Here is a 21409-nt window from a genome sequence, read left to right on the forward strand (position 1 = left end):
GGATAATAAACCCCTCCTCTTAACGATAAGCCGCCTCTCCTTGTCATCAAAGGATATATACCTCATGCCCCGGCCTACACTCTTCCGCTCTGCTTTATTAGCAGCCTCTCTCCTAGCAGGCGGCCTCCCAGCTTATGCGGCCTTTGCGCAACCGGCCCCCACCGCACCGCAGACCACACAGCAGGATGAAGCCGGGGTCACCCGCGCGACTCTCAAAAATGGCTTGCGGGTTATCATCATCCAGAACCACCTCGCCCCTGTCGTGCAAACCATGATGAATTATGAGGTCGGCTCGGTCAATGCGCCGGCTGGCTTCCCCGGTACGGCCCATGCGCTAGAGCATATGATGTTCAATGGCTCCCAAACCTTAAGCCGGGACCAGCTTGCTACCCTCAGCGCACGATTAGGCAATAATGATAATGCCGATACAACCTCGGATGTCACCCAATATTACTTCACAGCCCCTGCAAGTGATTTAGACATTCTCCTCCGCATTGAGGCAGGGCGGATGGAAGGCCTCACCCTCAGCAAAGATGAATGGGCTCATGAGCGCGGCGCGATTGAGCAAGAAGTCTCACGCGACCTTTCCAGCCCCATTTATCGCTATATGTCGCAAGTGCGCGGCTTGCTCTATAAAGGCACACCTTATGAGGCTGATGCCCTTGGCAGCCGTCCTTCCTTCGATGCCACAACGGTTGAGCAATTACGGCAATTTTATAAAGATTGGTATGCCCCCAATAATGCCGTCCTCATCATCACGGGGGATGTTGAACCAACCCACACCTTAGCCCTTGTTGAGAAGGCCTTTGGGGCTTTGGCCGCGCGCCCTCTGCCTGCGCGCCCACAATTTACCCCCAAGCCCGTCACCCCGCATGAGCTTGCCTTGCCGACCGACCTCCCTGTGGGGTTAGTCACACGCGCCTGGCAAATGCCCGGCCAGCGTGACCCGCGCTTTGCTGCTGCCACCTTGCTGGCTGATGTACTCTCCAGCCAGCGAGGCGACCTTTTTGCCCTCGTTCCCCAAGGCAAAGCGTTAGAGACTGGCTTTTTATACGACCCAGACGCCCAAGGCGGCATTGCCACCGTCTATGCCGCCTTCCCCCAAGGGGGTGACCCAGCCCCCCTCCGGGCCCAAATGGCCGCAATTATGGAGCATTACCGCACAACGGGCCTCCCCGCAGACCTCATCGAGGCTGCCCGGCGGCGCGAAATTGCCGCATTGGAGTTTAATGCCAACAGCATTAGCGGGCAGGCTGAAAGCTGGTCACAAGCTGTTGCCATCCAACATCTACACAACCCACGCGATATGATCCGCGCCTTCCAAACCGTTACAAAGGCCGAGATTGATGCCCTCGCGCAGGAATGGCTAAAGCCTGACCATGCTATTAGTGCCACACTCACCCCGAGCAATTCCGGCAAGCCCTTGGCTGATAAAGGCTTTGGCGGGGCAGAATCCTTCACTAATCCTCCCAAAGAGCATGTCACCCTCCCTGATTGGGCCGAGCAAGCCCTCGCACGGCTGAGCCTGCCCCCAGCCTCACCCCAACCTTATGCGACAATCCTACCAAATGGGCTGCGGCTGATTGTTCAGCCTGAGCATGTTAGCCACACCATTGAGCTTTACGGCACAATCCGCCAGACACCCTCCTTACAACAGCCGCAGGGGAAGGATGGCGTTGCCTCTCTGACCGATCAACTCTTCCTTTATGGCAGCACACAGCATGACCGCTTGGCCCTTGCCCGTGCGTTGGACGACATCTCGGCTGAGGAAAATGCTGGGAGCAGCTTCACCCTCAGCACATTGACGGAATCCTTCCCAGCAGGGCTGTCCCTCCTTGCGGAACATGAGCTTCACCCTGCCTTCCCAGAGGACGCCTTCCGCATCACACGGGAGCAAGAAGCCCGTAGCCAGAAAGGGACACTCCAATCCCCGGCCCATCATTTTGGCCGTGCGGTGCGTAAGGCCCTCGTCCCCGCTACGGACCCCACACTCCGCGAGGCAACACCAGAGAGCATCCGCGCTCTTAGCCTTGAAGATGTCAAAAGCTACTATAAACAAGCCTACCGGCCAGACCTTACAACCATCGTCATTATTGGCGACATCACCCCAGAGGAAGCACGCCAAAAAATCATGGCCACTTTTGGGGGATGGAAGGCCGAAGGCCCCACCCCTAGACTAGACCTCCCAGCTGTTCCCCTCAGCCGGGCAAGCCAAGCCGTGGTAGCGGACCCGGGTCGCTCCCAAGACCATGTTACATTGACTGAAACATTGGGCCTGACTATCACCAACCCAGACCGTCACGCTCTTGCCGTTGGCAATACCATCCTCGGGGATGGCTTCTCCTCCCGCTTAATGCAGGACCTCCGCGTCCGCACGGGGTATGTTTATAGTGTGGGTAGCCAGCTTAATTATAGCCGTACGCGCAGTACCATCTCCATCACCTTTGGAGCAGACCCCGCTAAAGTCTCCGCCGCCCAAGCTCTTGCACTAAAAGACCTTGAAAGCTTGCGGACAACACCCGTCTCTGCCGATGTGCTAGACCTCGCCAAGGCCAGCTTGCTACGTAACTTCCCTATGAGCCGCGCCAGCTTTAGCTCCCTTGCTGGGCAATGGCTCTCCCTCATTGACCTCGGCCTCCCACTTGATAGCCCTGACCAAGCTGCGAAAGCTGTATATGAACTCAGTGCCGCAGATGTGCAGAAAGCTTTTGCTAAATGGGTCCGCCCGGCGGATATGGCGCGTATCATCATGGGGCCAGCCCCACACACAAAGCCGCAGCACTAAGCAGCCCCATAACAACCCCATAACAAAAAGGGCACCCCCAGCGGGTGCCCTTTCCATCGCTACTCCCTTTAGCGCAAAACAGCTTAAAGCAGCTTCTCCGCTTTAAGATATTCCACCGCTTGGCGGATGCGATGGCCGTAGAGATGCTCCTTCATCGTGCGCTCCTGCGCTTTTTTAGCCATCTCAAAACGTAAATCATCATCACGCAAATACCGGCTTATAATCCGCTCAAAATCATCCCGGTTGGAGAAAACGGGAATCTCATCTGCATCATAATAGCGGCGTAATTCATAAGTCTCCTCATGAAAGACTTGGAAGGCCCCTGCCGCTGCAGCCTCAAAGGTCCGCGGCCCTGGTGTGGAAGGGGCAATGACGAAGCGTTTATTCTCAAAATGCAGAGACCGCCCTAGATTCAACACAAGGCGGGAGCGGCTATAAAGCTCAATAAGCTGTTGCTTTTCAATTCGTGCATCAGAAAAGCCAATCCCCATCTCGCCCCAGCCCGGCCCGATGATACGGATATTCAACTGTTGCAGTAGAGGCATCAAATTACGAATCACCTCTTTGCGTGAGCTAAACGCCACACCACAAAATAGCACATCAATCGTCTTGTCCGTATTCCGCTCCAGCGGGACATAATGCAGCTTAGGGCACGCCCCTAAAGGCAAATGAAAAACCCTATCACGCTGATAAAAATTATGCCCCCAGCGGTCGCACGAGAAGATGACGTCAAAATCATACCCGATTTGATAGCTCGCATCCTGCTCGTATGGGTCCTCTGTTGCCCAAAAGGCCGTTACCGCCCCTACATGGCGTGCCTCCCGCGCAATCTCCCCATAATAGGTACTCTCCGGCAAGTAAGAGCCCATCGCAAACACCAACGTAGGCTCCAAAGCGCGGATAGCCGAGGCTGCTGTGACGACATTAACCGCAACAACATTCCCCTTGCCAAAGCAATCCTCCAACCCATCCATGATGGTCGCGCGCACCTGAGCATTCGCATGGCTTTCATAGCGTCCGCCACTACAGAGCAACACTTTACGCCCTTGCGTCTCGGCAGAACCAGATGCTTGAGCTGCCTTATTTGTGGTCCGTTTCTTCGCTGCGCTCATTGCAATTCCTACTTTCTCGCTCTCTCTGCCCTATTAGCCCAAGGAGGCTTGCACAATATGTTGTAACGCCTGCCGGAAATGCTCCGGGTCTGTATCCTTCTGAACAGCCTTTAAAGCAGAATGACGAAGCCGCTGCCATAATGCCTCATCATTATATAGCCGTTCTACCGCCACTGCGAAGGCCATAGGCTCATCAGCAGGAACGCTCAAAAGGCTTTCCTCCGTTTGCCAGCCGACCTCCTCCCGCAGCAAGTCCGTCACTACCATCGGCAACCCCCGTGCAGCCGCTTCCTGCACTTTAAACGGCAGCCCCCCCGCAAAGCGGGTTGGTGCAACAAAAACCCGGTATGTGTCAAAAAGGGCGGTTAAGTCCTCCACAGGGCCTATAATTTCCACACGCGGATGCTGCCCTAACGCCGTCATATCAACAGAGGGGTGAACATAGCCTGCTATATGCAAACACACATCCTCTGGCAAAGCCTTTAGATGCGGCAAAACCTCCTCTACAAACCACGTCATACTATCATAATTAGGCGACTGCTCACTATGGAACGCCCCTAAAAAGAGAATATCCCGCCGCTCCGCATAGGGCCGTGGCGTTGGCGCAACCTCCATGCTATGGCCAAGCACCATCACATTGCCATAACCTGCACGGCGAATCAGCTCCGCATCATGCTCTGTAACGGCAATAATTTGCTGGCAGTAATGGGCACTTTGCAATTCCTCCGTTAAGAGAGCATCCAAAGCTCGCTCATACTCCTCACCCTTAACAGGTGCCGCAGGCGTTCCATCAGGCAAAAGGCCCGTCACCGCCTGTTGCAACAATGTTCTTGGGGCCGCTACAACCTCTGTATCCAACACAGAGCCACAATGAGGTAAAAACCGGCTCGCTTCATTTAATACTGGCAATAGGCGCGCCATATTATGAGTCCGCCCCACCCACAGCAAATCATAATAACCCGCACGCTCCTCCAAGAAAGCTGGCAAGGTGGACATATCATGATCAAAGGCTAGCTCTACCTCCTCTGGGAAGTCCCGATAAAGCAAAAAGGCGGGCAGTTGCTCGCGCATTACGGGGAAGACCGTCACATGATAATCCAACGCTACTAACGCACGCACGATATCATTAGAACGCACATAACCTGAGCCAAGCCCCCGCAAGGGGATTCGATCCTCTATCAAAAGCACACGCTGCCGATCCGGCCTGCGCCGCTCCCGCCCTAAAAGAGCATTGCGAATATGCCGAGGCTGTTGATGACGCAGGAACTCCAGATGTTGCTGGGCAAAGACCTTCCAATGCCGTTGGATCAAACTATGCGACCCACTCTGGCCAGAACTCCCAAACTCCAAATGCTCAACCATCGCCAATGGCTCATACACAATCCGCGCCCCAATTTTTTGGAGACGAACGCATAAATCCGTATCCTCAAAATAAGCAGGCCAATAGCGCGTATCATACCCCCCTAAACGGCGCAGCAACCCCGCCTTAACCAGCAAAAACGCTGCCGAGCCATAATCAACATCCCGCGTAAAGCTAGCCTCTGGGATATTCGGGTCATCCTGCCTGCGGTACCCATATGTCGCACCATCCCGCCAAATGATAGACCCTGCCTCTTGCAGCTGCATATTCGTCCGCACAAGCCGCGCTGCCACAGCCCCCGTTGTCTCCGCACGATAAAGCCGCCTCAGAGCGTGATGCAACGCATCTGGGTACAAACGAACATCATTATTAAGATATAAAACCGCCGGGGCTGTGACATGAGCCAAGGCTTCATTACACCCCAACAAATACCCAATATTGACCTTGTGGCGCAGAATGATAGCCCCTTCCACAAGCGTCTCTAAGCCCGTTGTTTCATCACAAGAGCCAGAATCCACAAGGATAAGCTCTATCGCCCCATCATAATTCCCCCGCAAAGAGGCAAGAGCCTGAAGTGTAAGGTCTATCTGGTCATGCACCACCATGATGACGCTGACCTCCGGCATCCCCCACACACGGAAATCCAACTTCTGACGTGCTAGGAGAGGCAATGCTAGCGCAGCATCATCACGAAAAAGCTGACGTGTTTGGTCCTCCAACACTGCGGGGTCATCTATCCCCGCCGGTGTAGCATGACCATGTTTCTCCGCCACAAAACGAGCAAAGGGGCTCTCAAAGACCCCACCATCGCAATCAAACCATACAAGCGGGCATTGCTTATAGCGATGAAGGTCCACCCCTTTTGCAGGGCTGCGCCCCTCATGCGCGCCAAAACGCACAAAATGCTCGTAGCCATTACGCAAACCATCCCCCCCTAAAGAGGGCAGAATATCGGGCGATGTCTCGCGGTAATAAGCCTCATCAAACCACGGGGAGGGATTAAACGCTTCCGGTGTGGGGTTTGTGAGATAATGATGCAACGCATTACTATACTCCCCCGCTGCAATCGCCTCTTGCACCTCTGGGTAGGTTTGTAGATACCAAGGGGCATCAAAATACCATGAAGCTGGAGCGGCATCAGCAATATGAGAGGGTAAAACCAGCCATGAGGCTAATAACCCTTCTGGGCCAAACCATGCCTCATAACGGCGCGCCATAGCCCGCAAGAGACGGACATCACAAAACGGCCCCGCCTTAAAGCCATGCTGCTCCCCATAAGAGAGGTAATGATCATACCCGTTATAAAAGCCCTGCTCGGCAAGGTAATGACCCGTTAACGCGACATAACGGCGGCGATAGGCAGCTTCATCAAACAACCAATGTGGGGAGCATCGCTTATAGCCACCAGCACAATAGTGAGCAAACCCGGATGGCCAACGCCGCTCCAACAGACCACGGCGAACCTCCGGGTAAGCCTGCCTGTACCACATCTCATCAAAATACCGATTAGGAGAATGGCCCCGATGGCAGCCTATTTCCTCATAAAAACGCTGCACATCATCATAGCCATGCTGAGCCATAAGCTCAGCCACATCGGGGTAGCGTAACCTATACCAGTCGCTCTCAAACCTCCTCCAACATGGGATACGCCCCTCTTGGGGAATGGTCTCTAGGGGCGGAAGCATAGCTGTCATAAACTCGGCTGTTGGTCAGCAAGCTCTGACACCAAAGCCCGCACCCGCTCAACATGCTGGACCTTTGGCTCTTTACGTTGGGCAGACTGACACCGCCCGTCCGCCATATGCACGACGTGGTCCGTCACCACCATGCTAAACACCTCCCCAATGATATTGACCAACGCACAACGCCATGTCCCCGTCAGCGCATGTAATTGGCCTTTCCAAGGGTGCAATATCCCCTCAAAACCGGAGCAGAGCGGTGCATCCCCGTGAACCATACGCACATCATCTCGCGCAAACCGCTCCAAAGCGAAAAGAACCACTTTATCGCTCTCATCACTCACCATCGCTGCATAAAGCATGCCAGAACGGCCAAAGCCATTAAGGAAGCTCCAACCCCGCAAGGCTAAAGCCCCACGCTCCTCCTCTGGCGTGGCGGCTACAGCCTCTTTATCCCCTACGCCAAGGACCTCGAAGCGATCTAAGAAATAAAGCTGCTCGCCACGTTCTTGAGCAAATAACCGCCCCCGTGGGAAGCGGGCTAAGGGCACACCACGCAGCACAGTATCCCCATTTGTCACACGGAAGAAATCAGCCAGAATGACGCTATTCTCCGGTTTTTCAGCGAGAATCTTCTGCACCCGGCCTTCTTCCACCTCTATCCCATAAGATAAAAGCTGGAAGGCTCCGCGACCATTAATCACATTGATAATGCCGATGCGGTAACGTCCCTCACACCATTTCCCACGCAACGCTACCTTCGCTGAAAAACCAGAACGCCGCGGCACTTCGCTGCCGAAAAGCTCCGAAATATCCGTCCGAATCTCGCGCTCTGCCTTCATGAAAATTAACGAGCTAGGGTCATCTTCACTAATCAACACGACATAGACCTGCCCAGAGGTACTGACATCAGGCAAGAAGAGCCAGCCACGCACATGAAACTCATCAGCAGGTTTAAAGGTCTTCTCTGCACCCTCAACCAACACATGATGGCAAATATCATCCAAGTAACATTGCGCCCCTTGGATGGCGAACCAATCCGTAATCTGTGCAGGCAAGCTTACTGAGAGGTCACGAATAAGTGGTGGATCAAAAATATGCCGCGGCGGGGCTTGGTGCTTCCATGATGGGATAGGCAAGAGATGGATCTGCCCTGCATCAAGCATTAACTCCGAAACACCCAAGACACGCCGCGGTGCAAGATCATGGTACAGCTTGAGCAAGCCCGCCGCATAATCACCCTCATGCGTCCAAAGCTCTGGCCCAATAGCCTTCATCATCTTATGACGAATCTCTTCCGAAGACCGTAAAAGCTCCAATCGTTCCAAAGCAATATCAGGCCGACTAATGGGGATTTTATAACCATTCACCCCATCAGTTACACGGTCATGCAACGCACCAACGTCAGTAACAATAGGCACAAGCCCATATTGCCAAGCCTCAGAGAGGGAAATGCAATAAGTCTCCGGCCATATGGACAAGAACAAAGCAACGTCAGCCTGCTTCATCACATCCGTACCACCTACATCATACCGGCCATGAACGGTCACATTAGGCCGTTCCATCGCATCCAACACAGGCTGATAATCGGGGTGAATGTACCCTAAGATATGAAAATGGAAATGCTCTGGATGGGCAGCCTCAATAAGGGCAAGGACAGTATCAGCCCCTTTTGTTCGTACAAAATTACCCACAATCGCCACACCGAGAGGGCGGCGGTCTAATGGCTCATATTTATTCGGAACAACTGGAACCGTCACATCTGGGCTGGGAATCCCATTTACCAAGCTAATCTTCTTATCCAGCACAGGATAAACCCGGTGCATGAAGTCACGCGAATGGTTTGTCCCAAATATGATGGCATCAACATGATGCAACATCCGGTCGATAAAGGCGCGGCGCGTTTGCTCCCCGCCATATTCCACCCCTTCAGCTATTTTGAGCATTACATCCATTGCAAGGACGGAGTAAAACTCCCCCTCAACATAGCGCATATCTTGATTCAGTAAGTTATAACGCGAGGAAACAAGCCAAAAATCATGCGCGGAGAATAGCACCCCCGTCCCATTGGCTTTTGCAATTAACGGCAATGACAACGCGTGATGACCAAGATGCTGAAAATGAACAACATCAATATTATATTGACTCAACACGCTGGAGAACGCCGTCTCCTCCTGCGCATCGCACACAATATCTTGCCAGTCATGCTCAGCAATATCAAAGCGTTCTAGCTCATGCCCATTAGCAGAGAGAAGACGACAAAACGCCCCCCGCCTTAACCAGAAATAAAACTCAACCTCACGCCCAAGAGCTGCGCACAACTCCCGCTGATAAACCTCTACCCCACCCCACACTTGCTCATGAATTGTGGAATGCGTACACATCAACACACGCAAACGGCTACGCCGGGGGCTGGACAGAACATCCGCTGGAAAAGTCCGCTTAAACTCCGCCTTTGTAATCTCTTGGATTTTTTGCAAGCGATGCTCATAAAGATGCTGTTTCAAAACAGCTTCCTGAGCACTAACGGCAGAGCGTTTCCGCAAGGCCGCATTATTGAGGAGCCGTGCGATGTTCTCGACAACCTCATCATCATTATGAGCGAGATGAACCCCTTCTACACTTTTAAAGCAATTAGCATCCATCCCCGGCGCAACTTCGACCACTTGCGCCGTACCCGCTAATCCCAGCTCAAAATAACGAGGGCCGGGTGCTGTCGCTTGGCTGACATCACCATGACTTGCATAATCACGAAACATCGTCAGCGCGACAGCACTTACATTAGCAAAGTCAATAAACGCTTCATGACTTACAGGCCGTTGCAAAGCAAGGGCTGCAATATCCTCTGGCAGAGGGGGTAAAAACTCGTTACCGGGACATACTAACTTTAACCGAACATCCGGAAAGCTCGCCAAAACACGCCGCAAGGTCCGTACGCGGTTAGGCCACATTGTTCCAGCAAAAAACAAATCATAATCGCAATCAGGCAATGCCCGCACTTTGCGCTCATGCAGACTCTGGCTTGCCGCAAGCGGGAGATAATGCCCCTTACCCTGATAAGCCTCTACGCAAGAAGGATCATTAGTAAAGATATAATCAAATAACGAAGCTGCTTGGGCGTTAAACTCCCTCATAAAGGGATCTTCAAACGTCCATAAAATTACAGTCTTAAAGGCAGGACGCACACGGCGAATCAAAGCCTGATTAAGCCGCTGACCATCAATACAAAGCAACGTGTCATGCTGACCAGAGGCCGCAACCCCAGCAAGGCTCATATTATCAGCAACAAAGATATTCTCTTTGCCGAACAGATCCTCTGCCGCACGCTGAATAGCAAGGGTCAAATAGGCATTCGGATTATGTGTATAATTCGTATTGTAGATAACCGCCATTTATAACTCCGCGCCCCAAAAATATTGCATCATGCAGCGAATGCCCATCTCATTTCATTACTAAGCGGCGATTTATCACTCTTATTAGGATGAAACAACAAGAGGGTGACCACAACCGGCCACCCCCTTATCGCCTTAGACAGGGGAAAGACGCAAGCCCCCTCCCTGCTTTAGGTTAGACGCCTCAGTCCTCTGAGCTACGACGACGAATAGCCGCACCCAGAATATCACCCAAAGACGCCCCGGAATCAGAAGAACCATACTCATCAATGGCTTGTTTATCTTCCTCAACCTCACGACCGCGAATCGTCAATGCCAGCTTACGAGAAGCACGGTCTAGGCCAACAACCTTGGCATCGACCTTCTCACCAACGGCAAAACGCTCTGGACGCTGCTCGCTCTTATCGCGGGCCAGCTCACCACGGCGGATAAAGCCTGTCAGCACATCATCAACCTTGACCTCGATCCCGTTGCTCTGCACAGCAGTCACAACACAGGTTACGACATCACCTTTATTAATGCGCTCCAGCACATCGGCAGCAGGGTCTTCCTGAAGCTGTTTAATACCGAGAGAGATACGCTCTTTCTCAGCATCAACGTCAAGAACCTTAGCCTGAACGACTTGGCCCTTGTCGTAACGCTTCATGACCTCCTCGCCGGACTCATCCCAAGAGAGGTCGGACATATGGACCATGCCATCAATATCGGCAGACAGACCAATGAACAGGCCGAACTCTGTGATGTTGCGGATCTCACCTTCGATGATGGAGCCAACTTTATGCTCCTCAGCGAACTGCTCCCAAGGATTGCGCTGAACTTGCTTCAGCCCCAGAGAGATACGGCGTTTTGCGCTATCGACATCCAGCACCATGACCTCAACCTCCTGAGAGGTAGCCACGATCTTGCCCGGATGGACGTTCTTCTTCGTCCAGGACATCTCAGAGACATGAACCAGACCTTCAACGCCCGGTTCCAGCTCAACAAATGCACCGTAATCGGTGATGTTGGTCACGCGGCCTGTAAAGCGCGCATTGACAGGATACTTAACAGCCACATTCTCCCATGGGTCAGCCTCAAGCTGCTTCATCCCCAAGGAGATACGCTGTGTATCGGAGTTAAAGCGGATCACCTGCACGCGAACGGGCTGGCCAATCTGCAACGCTTCGGACGGATGATTAATGCGCTTCCACGCAATATCTGTCACATGCAGCAGACCATCCACACCGCCGAGATCAACGAACGCACCGTAATCGGTGATGTTCTTAACCACGCCATCAAGGATCATCCCTTCCTTCAGGCCCTGAATCAACTCAGAACGCTGCTCGGCACGGGTCTCCTCCAGCACAGCGCGGCGGGAGACGACAATGTTACCACGCGCACGATCCATCTTCAGAATCTGGAAAGGCTGCGGCTGGCCCATCAACGGCCCAACATCACGCACGGGGCGGATATCCACCTGGCTACCCGGCAAGAAGGCCATCGCCCCGCCTAGATCCACCGTGAAACCACCCTTCACGCGACCATAAATCGTGCCATTAACACGCTGATTATGAGCGAATGCGCCTTCTAGTGCGGTCCATGCTTCTTCACGGCGAGCCTTCTCGCGTGAAAGAACGATGGAGCCATCGCGATCCTCGTAGCGTTCAATGAACAGCTCAAACTCATCGCCCGGCTTAATGTCCGGTGTTGCACCCGGCGGGCCAAACTCACGCAGAGCCACACGGCCTTCACTCTTGAGGCCAACATCCACAATCACATGGTCATCCGTCAGGCGGATAACGCGACCGCGGACAACAGTGCCATCAAACGCACTGTCGCTGCCCAATGTCTCTTCCAACAGGGCTGCAAAATCTTCTTTACCGTGTTCCGGTGTATTCTGAGTGGCAGAAGCCATGTATTTCCAGCATTCCAGAGCGTCGCAGCCTATGCCCGACACTCAGCTATGCGCTATTCCCCCGACTATCGAAGCCTCAAGGAACAACGTCTCCTCCCAACCCCACAACCCGGAGTGGAAGTTATCATCATCACAATACCTTATATTCCCGTTTTAGGCATATAAGGCCGTAACATTACGGGTTGTGTAATATTACGCTACCACCACAACACGCTTGGAGGGGGGACTGTCAATAACGAAGTGTGAAATCACACCCGAATAATCCCTTTCTCCTGCAAAATCTGGCATACTTTCTCTAACACGGCAGCGGCATCAAGCCCATCAGTCAAAATCTGCACAGCATCCTCCGCAGGACGAAGCGGAGCCGTTTGACGTGAGGCATCCTGCCCATCGCGCGCATTAATGGCGGCCACTTCCGCCGCTAACGCTGCCGAATCGGTACAAGACTGGCCATAACGCTGGATGTAACGCCGCTGGGCGCGGACCTCTGGCGAGGCCGTAATAAAAAACTTCGCCGTAGCTTGGGGGAAGACGACCGTACCAATATCCCGCCCATCCACAACCGCGCCACGCGCACGGGCAAAGAGACGTTGCCGCTCTAGCAACGCTGCGCGGACCTCTGGCTCCTTTGCCACGAGAGAGGCTGCACGATCCACCTCTGGTGTGCGTAAATCATCGCGGCGCATATCCTCTGGCATAAGCTGGCGGGCTTGCTCTGGCCCATCATGAGCGGGGTCACCACCTTGGTCTAGCACACGGCGAGCCACAGCGCGGTATAGCAACCCGGTATCAAGGTAAGGCAAAGCCAGTACCTCCGCTAATTGCCGCGCTAATGTCCCCTTCCCCGCCGCCGCAGGCCCATCAATCGCGATGATAGGGTATTTCATGCCATGCTTGCTCATGCCGTAAGCCCCGCACCAAGATGATTCATCAAAGCCACAAAACCGGGGAAGCTCGTCTCGATAAACGCTGTATCATCAATATGGACAGGTTTTTCTGCCGCAAGCCCTAACACGGTAGCACTCATCGCTAAACGATGGTCCATATGGGTTTGCACATGCCCCCCACCGGGAAGGCGGGCTTGGCCCTCAATAATCACATCATCACCTTCCACCTGCACCTTTGCGCCATTTGCCTCTAGCAACGCTACGGTGGAAGCGAGGCGGTCACTCTCCTTCACCCGCAATTCGGCAAGGCCGCGCAAGCGTGATGTCCCCTCCGCAAAAGCACAGGCCACAGCGAGAATCGGATATTCATCAATCATGGAGGGCACGCGTATGGCAGGTACATCAACACCCTTTAGCCGCCCAGCGCGCACATGAAGGTCCCCAATGACTTCCCCGCCCTCAATGCGCTCATCGCGTATCTCTAGTGAGGCCCCCATCTCCTTGAGGGTTTTAAAGAGGCCTGTACGTAACGGATTCTGCCCCACAGCCTCTATAACAATGGACGACCCCGGCACAAGCAACGCCGCCACAACGGGGAAAGCCGCTGATGATGGATCCCCCGGTACCAACACATCCTGAGCCACCAAACGCGCTGGACCTTTTAGCGTGATGCGCCGCCCTGCCTCTGGTAGCTCCTCCACCTTCACCTCTGTGCCGAAATGACGGAGCATATTCTCGGTATGATCGCGCGTCGGGGCGGGCTCCTCCACCACGGTTTCTCCTTCGCAATTCAACCCTGCGAGCAGGATAGCGGACTTCACTTGGGCCGAGGCCACTGGCAAGCGATAATGCAATGGCTTGCCTTTACCAGTCCCCTCCACAGCCATAGGCAGCTTCTGCCCCGCACGGGTGACGAATCGCGCCCCTGTCTCGGCCAAAGGCACGCTCACACGCCCCATAGGCCGACTGCGCAATGAGGCATCACCTGTCATGATGCTCATAAAAGGATGCGTTGCCAGCACACCGCTCAAAAGCCGCGCTGCTGTGCCAGAATTACCCATATCCAGCACATCGGCAGGCTCTTTAAGCCCAGCTACGCCACAGCCCTCCACAACCCATTGCGTGTCCTTGCGTGTTACCTTGGCCCCTAAAGCGCGCATAGCCTCAGCCGTGCGGAGAACATCTTCTCCCTCCAATAAGCCGGTAATGTGCGTCCGTCCTTCTGCAAGGGCTGCGAACATCAAGGCACGATGGCTGATGGATTTATCCCCCGGCACACGGACCCGCCCCGCTAAGCCAGCAGGAGCAGAGGAAACTATCAAAGGGCGTTGTGCTGTCATAATTTTACGTCACATTATCTCGGTTTAGAGCGTTTGATTCTGCGAGGTTACAGCATCTAAAGGGAAAAGTCTGTCCCCTTCCTTATCATGAATGATTTGACAGGCGGGCATTTCGGTGGCATGGGCCAAACACTTCTCTTTTGTGGCAATACGGGCTTCCAAGATTATGGCAAAACCAGAACTCGGTCTGAAACGGACTTGCGTCGATTGTAATGCGCGCTTTTATGACCTCAACAACATGCCAGTTGTCTGCCCTAAATGCGGCACAACCCAGCCAAGCCACCTCTCCCGCTTGAAGAAAGAGGACGAGCTCGCAGACGAGAAAGACAAAAACCTCTCCCAAGAGGACCACGAGGATGATGTGGACCTCGATACAGGCGAGGATGATGATTTGGATGATGACGATGACATCAGCAAAGATATTGAGGTCTCAACCGATAAAGATGAGCGTGACGACTCCTAAATCACGCTCTCATGCTCATCCGGGGTCATGCCCCCCTAAAGGGGAGGCCCTTGCGCACCTCCCCGGCAAAAGCCGTATCCTCCCTTGGGTGCGGCTTTTTTCTATTGCCCATTTTCTAGGCTGCGCTGCCATTCCGCTCCCCATCATGGCACAGCCCACCGCAATAGCCACCCTCACCCAAGAGCTAAACCAACGCGATAGTGCCACGGCTGTGTTGCAACAACGCTGCCCTATCCCCATAACGGCACGCTTATTAGGCGCAGACGCTCCGGCTTCCCTCCATAATGAGGCACGTCATGCCCTCAACGCCCCTTCTGATGGCCACTTAACCACCCGCCATGTGCTCCTCCTCTGTGAAGGTACGGCACTTTCCGAAGCGTGGAATCTTTACCTACCAGACCGCCTCACCCCACAAGCACGCACACTTTTAGCCGATGGTCATACACCCTTTGGCCGCGCTGTGGGGGAAGGGCATTTCTATCGCCAACGTCTGAGTCGCCCTATGGGGAGCCTCCCGCCGCTTATCATCATAGAAAATCGCGCCATTCTTCGCCGCAAAGCAGACGGCAAGCCTTTGGCGTATCTGATAGAACGCTATAACCGCGCGGCTCTAACGCCTGTTACAACGCCGGGGGCGACCAGTTTAAATGTTGTCCCCCATCAGGGGCGAGCATCTGCCCCGTAACAGATGGCAGCATGAGGAACATGCGGGCAATCGCCGCAATTTCCTCAACATCTGCCCCACGATGCAGCGGTGTACGCTGGCACATCGCCTCAAAATGCTCCAAAGACTGCCCAGCAGCCGGCAAGACCGGGCCGGGGCCAATCGCATTTACCCGCACGCGTGGGGCCAACCCCAAAGCCATCGTACGCGTCAAGCTCCATAAAGCAGAGCGCGCTACTGTATAGCTGACAAAATGCGGCGTGAGATTCCATACGCGTTGGTCCAACATATTCACAATCAGACCTTCAGCCCCCTCTGGCAGGGCCTCCGCCATGGCTTGGGAGAGCACAAAAGGCGCACGGAGATTTGGCTCCATATGCGCATCCCAACTCTGACGCGTCACACTGCCAAACTCATCCCGCTCAAACACTGATGCATTATTGATGAGCACCCCCAGCGTGCCAAGCTGGGCGGTAACATGCTCCATCATCGGCAATAAGGCGGCCTCATCGGCAAGGTCTGCCTGCACCACACAGCCCCGCCCGCCAATCTGGCGCAATAGGGCTTCGGCCTCATCCCGGCTGTTACGATAATGGATAGCAACGGCAAACCCTTCCGCTGCCAGCATCTCCACCATTGCCCGGCCAAGACGCCGCGCTCCACCCGTCACTAACGCCACACGCGGCATGTGGGGCGAGAGACCCACCATCCTATAACGCCTTGCGTGAGGACATAGCCGCAGCCAATGTGCCTTCATCTAACACATCTAACGCCCCGCCCATCGGGACGCCATGACCCAACCGGCTCACAATCACCGGGTAAGGGGCGAGCTTTTCTTGCAGCCAATGAGCCGTTGTTGCCCCTTCCACCGTGGCCCCTAGGGCAAGGATAACCTCCTTCACCGCGCCTTGCTCCACATGCTTCATCAAGCCCTCAAGGTTTAAATCCTCCGGTCCACAGCCTGAAAGAGCAGAAAGAACCCCACCTAACACCTGATACCGCCCGCGATGCATCCCTGCACGCTCCAACGCCCATAAATCACCCACACTCTCCACCACACAAATGACAGACCCATCACGCTGCGGGTCCGCACAAAGAGAGCAGGGGCTACAGCTATCCAAATTGCCACATTCTGGGCAGGTTTGAATCGTCTGCGCGGCCTGCTGCATCGCCCCCATCAAGGGCTGTAAACGTGTCTCTGGGGCTTGCAAAAGGGCTAAGGCCGCCCGCCGTGCCGAGCGTGGGCCAAGGCCGGGTAAGCGGGCAAGACGAGTGATAAGAGCGTCAATCTCAGGGCTTATACGCACGGTCTATGATGGTCCTCACTTTTTAGAAGGGCAAGTCCATGCCCGGTGGTAACTGCAACCCACCTGTCACCTGCTTCATCTCCTCAGCACTGGTAGCTTCAACCTTTGTGCGTGCATCAGCAAAAGCGGCCAGGATTAAATCCTGCAATGTTTCCATATCCTCTGGGTCTGCCAATTTGGGGTCGATAGTAATGGCTTTCAACACGCCTTTCCCCGTCATGCTCAAACGAACAAGACCATTACCTGCCGTACCCTCAATCTCCAAGCGTTCCAACTTCGCTTGGGCTTCCTTCATGCGGGCTTGCATTTGGGTGGCCTGCTTCATCATACCAGCCAGATTCTTCATAACATCACTCCTCCAAAAAAGGGCTGCTTATTCAAACTCATCCTCATCGGCATAATCGGCATCCGGTGGGGCGAACTCAAAACCAGGGGGGACATCCTCCCCTAATGGAACAATCATCTCTGGTGGGAGGCCATAATCATCCAACGTATGATCCCGCACCTCGCCAATTTCTGCTTTGGGAAAACGCTGTAAAATCGCTTTAACAAGCGGATGTTGCTTTGCTTTATCCTTATGCAAAGCAATAATCTCCGCCCCCTGCTCATCTAATGTCGGCTCCCCCGCCGCCTCGGAGGGCAGAACCTCCCACCGGCCGGGATAAAGCCGCTCTAACAGCGCGATAAGCGTCCGAAAAGCCTGCCTTTTACGCTCCTTATCCTCATCAGCAATGCGCAACACAACGCGGGGCGGGGCAAACTCTACCAAATGCCCCAAATGACGCAACACACCATGAAGATGCGCCTCTTTTTGCTGGCCTACCAACGCCACCATTTCCCGCCAGCTACGCGGCATGGGGGGGACACCCCCTTCCGCCTCACCTAAGGTCGGTTGAGGCATGATTGGTACAGCAACGGGGCTCCCATTCTCGGTTGCTAAGCGCAAAGGCTGCGGGGCGGGGCTGGTTTGCGCCTCTGCCTCCATAGCAGACTGTGGCTGCGCCATCGCACTCCCCCGCACTACGGGGCCAGAAGGTACATTCTGCCCCTGATAAGACGCTGTAGAAGAAGGCGTTGCCGCGGCACGGCTTGAGGGAAGCTGCTGTTGCCCCATATGCTCCGCTGGCCCTGCCGCCCCACGAGGTGACGCCCCACCAGATGGCCCGTTTGGGTGCGCTCCTCCCGCCGTTTTATGAAGCTCTGCTGCGGAAACCTCCTGCAACTGACGCACCAAATGTGCAGGGGTTGGCAGTAAACTTGCGTGGCAGAGGCGAATCAAAACCATCTCAGCCGCTTGACGGCGGTCGGGGGCCATATCGACCTCTGCCAGACCTTTCAGCACTAATTGCCATGCACGACCTAAAACGCTCGCCCCGACATGCTCAATAATCACCCCACCACGAACACGCTCCATCTCTGGCAGCTCGTTCCCTTCGCGCAGGCTAGGCAGGGCCTTAAGGCGCGAGAGCAGATGCAGCACATCCAGCACATCGGTCAGCAACACGCCAAGGTCTGCCCCCCGGGCATAGGCTTGCCCTGCCATGGTGAGAACCTCAGCCACCTGCCCACGCAAAGCCGCCTCTAAGAGGTCGAACACCAAGCCACGGTCTGCTAGACCAAGCATATCCGCTACCGCAGCAGTATCGGACGCCCCTTGGGCAATCGCTTGGTCAAGCAATGACAACCCATCACGCACCGAACCATCAGCTGCACGCGCGATGAGCGATAAAGCCCCTTCCTCCAGTGTTGCCCCTTCTTTTTGGGCAATGCGCGCAAAATGCTCAGCCAACATAGCTTGCGGTACACGTTGGAGGTCAAAACGCTGACAGCGCGATAAGACCGTGACAGGAACCTTCCGCAATTCTGTCGTAGCGAAAATGAACGTTACCTGCGCGGGAGGTTCCTCTAGCGTTTTAAGCAACGCGTTAAACGCATTGCGCGAGAGCATATGCACTTCGTCAATAACAAAGACCTTCATCCGCGCTTGCATGGGGCGGAAGCGGGAGGCCTCAATAATCTCGCGCACATCATCCACACCTGTGCGAGAGGCAGCGTCCATCTCCAACACATCGGGGTGACGGTCCGCCAAAATAGCCTTACAATTAGGGCAAACTCCGCATGGCTCCGCTGTTGGGCCGCCTTTACCATCTGGCCCGACACAATTAAGCGCGCGAGCAATAATCCGAGCGGTTGTGGTCTTACCCACACCGCGCACCCCTGTCAGCATAAAGGCATGTGCCACACGCCCCACAGCAAAAGCCCGCCGTAAAATACGGACTAAACTCTCTTGGCCGATGAGGTCATCAAATGTTTGGGGGCGATATTTACGCGCTAAAACACGATAAGGCGTACCCTCCCCTGCCGAGGGAGCGGCCTCTAGCGGGGCAGCATCACCAAAAAAGCCTGCACCACCTTCTTCCGGGGGAAGGGGCAAAGCATCATCATCCGTCACGGCTGTTCTGGCCTCCCACAGCTCTCATGTTCTGGAAAAGACCACGCGGAGGGCATTTCTCTAAGCCTGCAGACTTTGTACCTCCAAAGCCTAACAGGTGGAAGACCGGACACCCGACCCGATACGATCTCACTACGGCTGCTCCCTTCCGGGCCTGACCGGGTTCGCAAGTCAACCGCCCAGGGCCGATCTCCCACGCGGCTTCTAGCATGAAAGGTGGGGGGGATGGCAAGCCCTTTACGGAGCGACAGCCCCACCACCGGGATGGCGCGGGTCCGCCACCCCATAAAACGGCCCAATTCCCTTAGCAGAAGGCTGCATACCCAAACGTGGCCCACCCACCAGAATTGCCTCTGTAATCCCCCATGGGCGATGCGCGATGAAATGATACCCCATATGCTCCAACGTCTTTTGCACCTCGGGGCTAAGCGCGCCGCTCTCCATCTCCACACTATCCGGCTTCCATTGCTCATGCAGGCGTGGGAGATCAACCGCTTGGGCTAAATCCAACCCGTAATCCACCACCCCCAATAAGCTTGAAAGCACAATGGTCGGAATACGCGACCCGCCGGGGCTACCAGTGACCATAACCACCTTGCCCTCACGGCTAATAATCGTAGGCGACATGGAGGAAAGAGGCGTCTTACCCGGGGCAATCGCATTAGCCGCAGACCCAACAAGGCCAAACATATTCGGCTCACCAGGCTTGATGGAAAAATCATCCATCTCATCATTCATCCAAATGCCGGTCCGCCCGCCCATAACGCCAGCCCCAAACCAACCATTGAGCGTATAGGTTGTGGAGACCGCCATACCTTGGGCGTCAATAGTGGAGAAATGCGTTGTCTCATGCTTCTCCTCCGCTGGCTCCGCCCCAGCATGGGCCACATGGCTAGGGCCGGGCTGACCGACAAACAAAGCATCGGATGAAATAGCATGATGCGCTGGTAAAGCTGCGCGAATCTGTGCCGCATAGGCGGGGTCTGTTAAATAAGAGACCGGATTTTGCACAAAAGCGGGGTCGCCAAGGTCACGCCTGTCAGAATAAGCATGGCGCATCGCCTCAATCTCGTAACGCACAGCTTGCGCGCTATGTAACCCCAACTGGGTCATATTATAGCCAGAGAGGATGTTCAGAATCTCACATAGCGCAACACCACCCCCACTTGGGGGCGGGGCAGTCTCAATCTGATAGCCCCGATAAGCACACCGTATGGGCTCCATAAAACGCGGCTTATAGGCGTGGAAGTCCGCCTCTGTAAGCAAGCCACCCCCTAAGCGAGCCACACGCAAAATCTCCGCCGCAATCGGTCCGTGATAAAATGCGCGGTCACCTTGTTGAGCAATTAACGCTAAAGAGCGCGCTAAACCGGGCTGGATAAGCCGGTCCCCTACAGCAAGCTCTGACCCATCAGGGCGAAGGAAAATACCGCGCGCATACTCATCTTGGCGGAAATAATCTGTCGATGTATGCAAAAGCTCCACATCGCCTTCCTCCAGAACAAAGCCATCTCGTGCGAGAGCAATGGCTGGGGCCATATCCTGCGCACGGCTTAACCGCCCCCAGCGTTTACGCACAGCCTCCAACCCGGCAACCGTCCCCGGTACCGCCACAGCTTGCCAACCAATGGTAGAGAGGCCCGGCTTCACATGCCCTGCAGCATCTACATACATATCAGGCTGTGCCCGCAAAGGGGCATGTTCGCGGAAGTCGATAAACACAGCTGGGCCATGCGAGGGGCGAAGGGTCATAAACCCACCCCCACCCAGATTTCCCGCTGCGGGATAAACGACGGCTAACGCATAACCAACAGCCACCGCCGCATCTGCTGCATTACCGCCTTCACGCAAAATACGCGCTCCTGCCTCTGAGGCTAAATGCTGAGCGGAGACCACCATTCCCCGCTCCCCTCTAACCAAAAGGCCGGGGCGGGTTGTATCTGGCCCATAAGCAAGGGGGTCATGGTCGGCACTAAGCGGCTCTGCTTGGCAAAAAGGCACCATGCCAACGCACAATGCCCCGATAACCAGCCGCATTGCTCTCTTACGCCACGCCATCATACCCCCTCTACCC

14 protein-coding genes and 1 other RNA gene are annotated in these 21409 nt (G+C 54.8%); 3 read left to right on the forward strand and 12 right to left on the reverse strand.

Annotated features, from left to right (window positions below; all coding sequences use genetic code 11):
• Window positions 1-64 precede the first annotated feature (64 nt).
• Window positions 65-2785: a pitrilysin family protein gene (locus GM557_RS07975; protein ID WP_155573831.1), complete on the forward strand. Its 2721-nt coding sequence runs from the start codon at window positions 65-67 to the stop codon at window positions 2783-2785.
• 83 nt (window positions 2786-2868) lie between these two features.
• Here the strand turns inward: GM557_RS07975 and GM557_RS07980 are convergent, their stop codons facing one another.
• The 6 genes from GM557_RS07980 to aroA form a co-directional block, all read right to left on the reverse strand.
• On the reverse strand, window positions 2869-3897 hold the full coding sequence (locus tag GM557_RS07980; protein WP_155573832.1) for a glycosyltransferase: 1029 nt from the start codon (window positions 3895-3897) through the stop codon (window positions 2869-2871).
• Between the two features lie 33 nt (window positions 3898-3930).
• Entirely contained in the window at window positions 3931-6951 is a 3021-nt protein-coding gene (locus GM557_RS07985) for a glycosyltransferase (RefSeq protein ID WP_230880650.1), read from the reverse strand.
• Complete coding sequence (locus GM557_RS07990; RefSeq protein ID WP_155573833.1) at window positions 6948-10328, reverse strand: glycosyltransferase; 3381 nt, start codon at window positions 10326-10328, stop codon at window positions 6948-6950. Before GM557_RS07990 ends, GM557_RS07985 begins: the two co-directional genes overlap by 4 nt.
• Window positions 10329-10512: 184 nt before the next feature.
• Complete coding sequence (gene rpsA, locus GM557_RS07995; RefSeq protein WP_155573834.1) at window positions 10513-12222, reverse strand: 30S ribosomal protein S1; 1710 nt, start codon at window positions 12220-12222, stop codon at window positions 10513-10515.
• A 248-nt stretch (window positions 12223-12470) separates the two neighbouring features.
• Window positions 12471-13124 (reverse strand): (d)CMP kinase, encoded by a 654-nt coding sequence (gene cmk / locus GM557_RS08000; protein WP_099027011.1) that lies wholly within the window; start codon window positions 13122-13124, stop codon window positions 12471-12473.
• Window positions 13121-14449 (reverse strand): 3-phosphoshikimate 1-carboxyvinyltransferase, encoded by a 1329-nt coding sequence (gene aroA / locus GM557_RS08005; protein WP_099027012.1) that lies wholly within the window; start codon window positions 14447-14449, stop codon window positions 13121-13123. The genes cmk and aroA overlap by 4 nt, the downstream gene beginning before the upstream one ends.
• A 166-nt stretch (window positions 14450-14615) precedes the next feature.
• Between aroA and GM557_RS08010 the strand changes: the two genes are divergently transcribed.
• Both GM557_RS08010 and GM557_RS08015 read left to right on the forward strand, forming a co-directional pair.
• On the forward strand, window positions 14616-14912 hold the full coding sequence (locus GM557_RS08010; protein ID WP_155573835.1) for an FYDLN acid domain-containing protein: 297 nt from the start codon (window positions 14616-14618) through the stop codon (window positions 14910-14912).
• Window positions 14899-15597: a hypothetical protein gene (locus tag GM557_RS08015; RefSeq protein ID WP_099027013.1), complete on the forward strand. Its 699-nt coding sequence runs from the start codon at window positions 14899-14901 to the stop codon at window positions 15595-15597. Before GM557_RS08010 ends, GM557_RS08015 begins: the two co-directional genes overlap by 14 nt.
• Here GM557_RS08015 and GM557_RS08020 read toward each other — a convergent pair.
• The 6 genes from GM557_RS08020 to ggt all read right to left on the reverse strand — a co-directional run bounded on the left by GM557_RS08020 (window position 15533) and on the right by ggt (window position 21396).
• Window positions 15533-16285: an SDR family oxidoreductase gene (locus tag GM557_RS08020; protein ID WP_099027014.1), complete on the reverse strand. Its 753-nt coding sequence runs from the start codon at window positions 16283-16285 to the stop codon at window positions 15533-15535. The two genes, GM557_RS08015 and GM557_RS08020, sit on opposite strands and share 65 nt — an antisense overlap.
• Window position 16286: 1 nt before the next feature.
• Window positions 16287-16883 carry a recombination mediator RecR gene (recR, locus tag GM557_RS08025; protein ID WP_099027015.1) on the reverse strand — a complete coding sequence of 199 codons (597 nt, stop codon included), beginning with the start codon at window positions 16881-16883 and terminating at the stop codon, window positions 16287-16289.
• A gap of 22 nt (window positions 16884-16905) precedes the next feature.
• Window positions 16906-17229: a YbaB/EbfC family nucleoid-associated protein gene (locus GM557_RS08030; RefSeq protein WP_099027016.1), complete on the reverse strand. Its 324-nt coding sequence runs from the start codon at window positions 17227-17229 to the stop codon at window positions 16906-16908.
• A 27-nt stretch (window positions 17230-17256) separates the two neighbouring features.
• Window positions 17257-19335, reverse strand: a complete 2079-nt coding sequence (locus tag GM557_RS08035) for a DNA polymerase III subunit gamma/tau (protein ID WP_370513457.1) — start codon at window positions 19333-19335, stop codon at window positions 17257-17259.
• A gap of 97 nt (window positions 19336-19432) precedes the next feature.
• Window positions 19433-19529, reverse strand: an RNA gene (gene ffs / locus GM557_RS08040) — signal recognition particle sRNA small type.
• A gap of 43 nt (window positions 19530-19572) precedes the next feature.
• Window positions 19573-21396, reverse strand: coding sequence for a gamma-glutamyltransferase (ggt, locus tag GM557_RS08045; protein WP_155573837.1), 1824 nt, complete (start codon window positions 21394-21396; stop codon window positions 19573-19575).
• Between the last annotated feature and the right edge of the window lie 13 nt (window positions 21397-21409).

The sequence above is a fragment of the Bombella sp. ESL0385 genome, assembly GCF_009725755.1.
Taxonomy (GTDB): Bacteria; Pseudomonadota; Alphaproteobacteria; order Acetobacterales; family Acetobacteraceae; genus Bombella; species Bombella pollinis.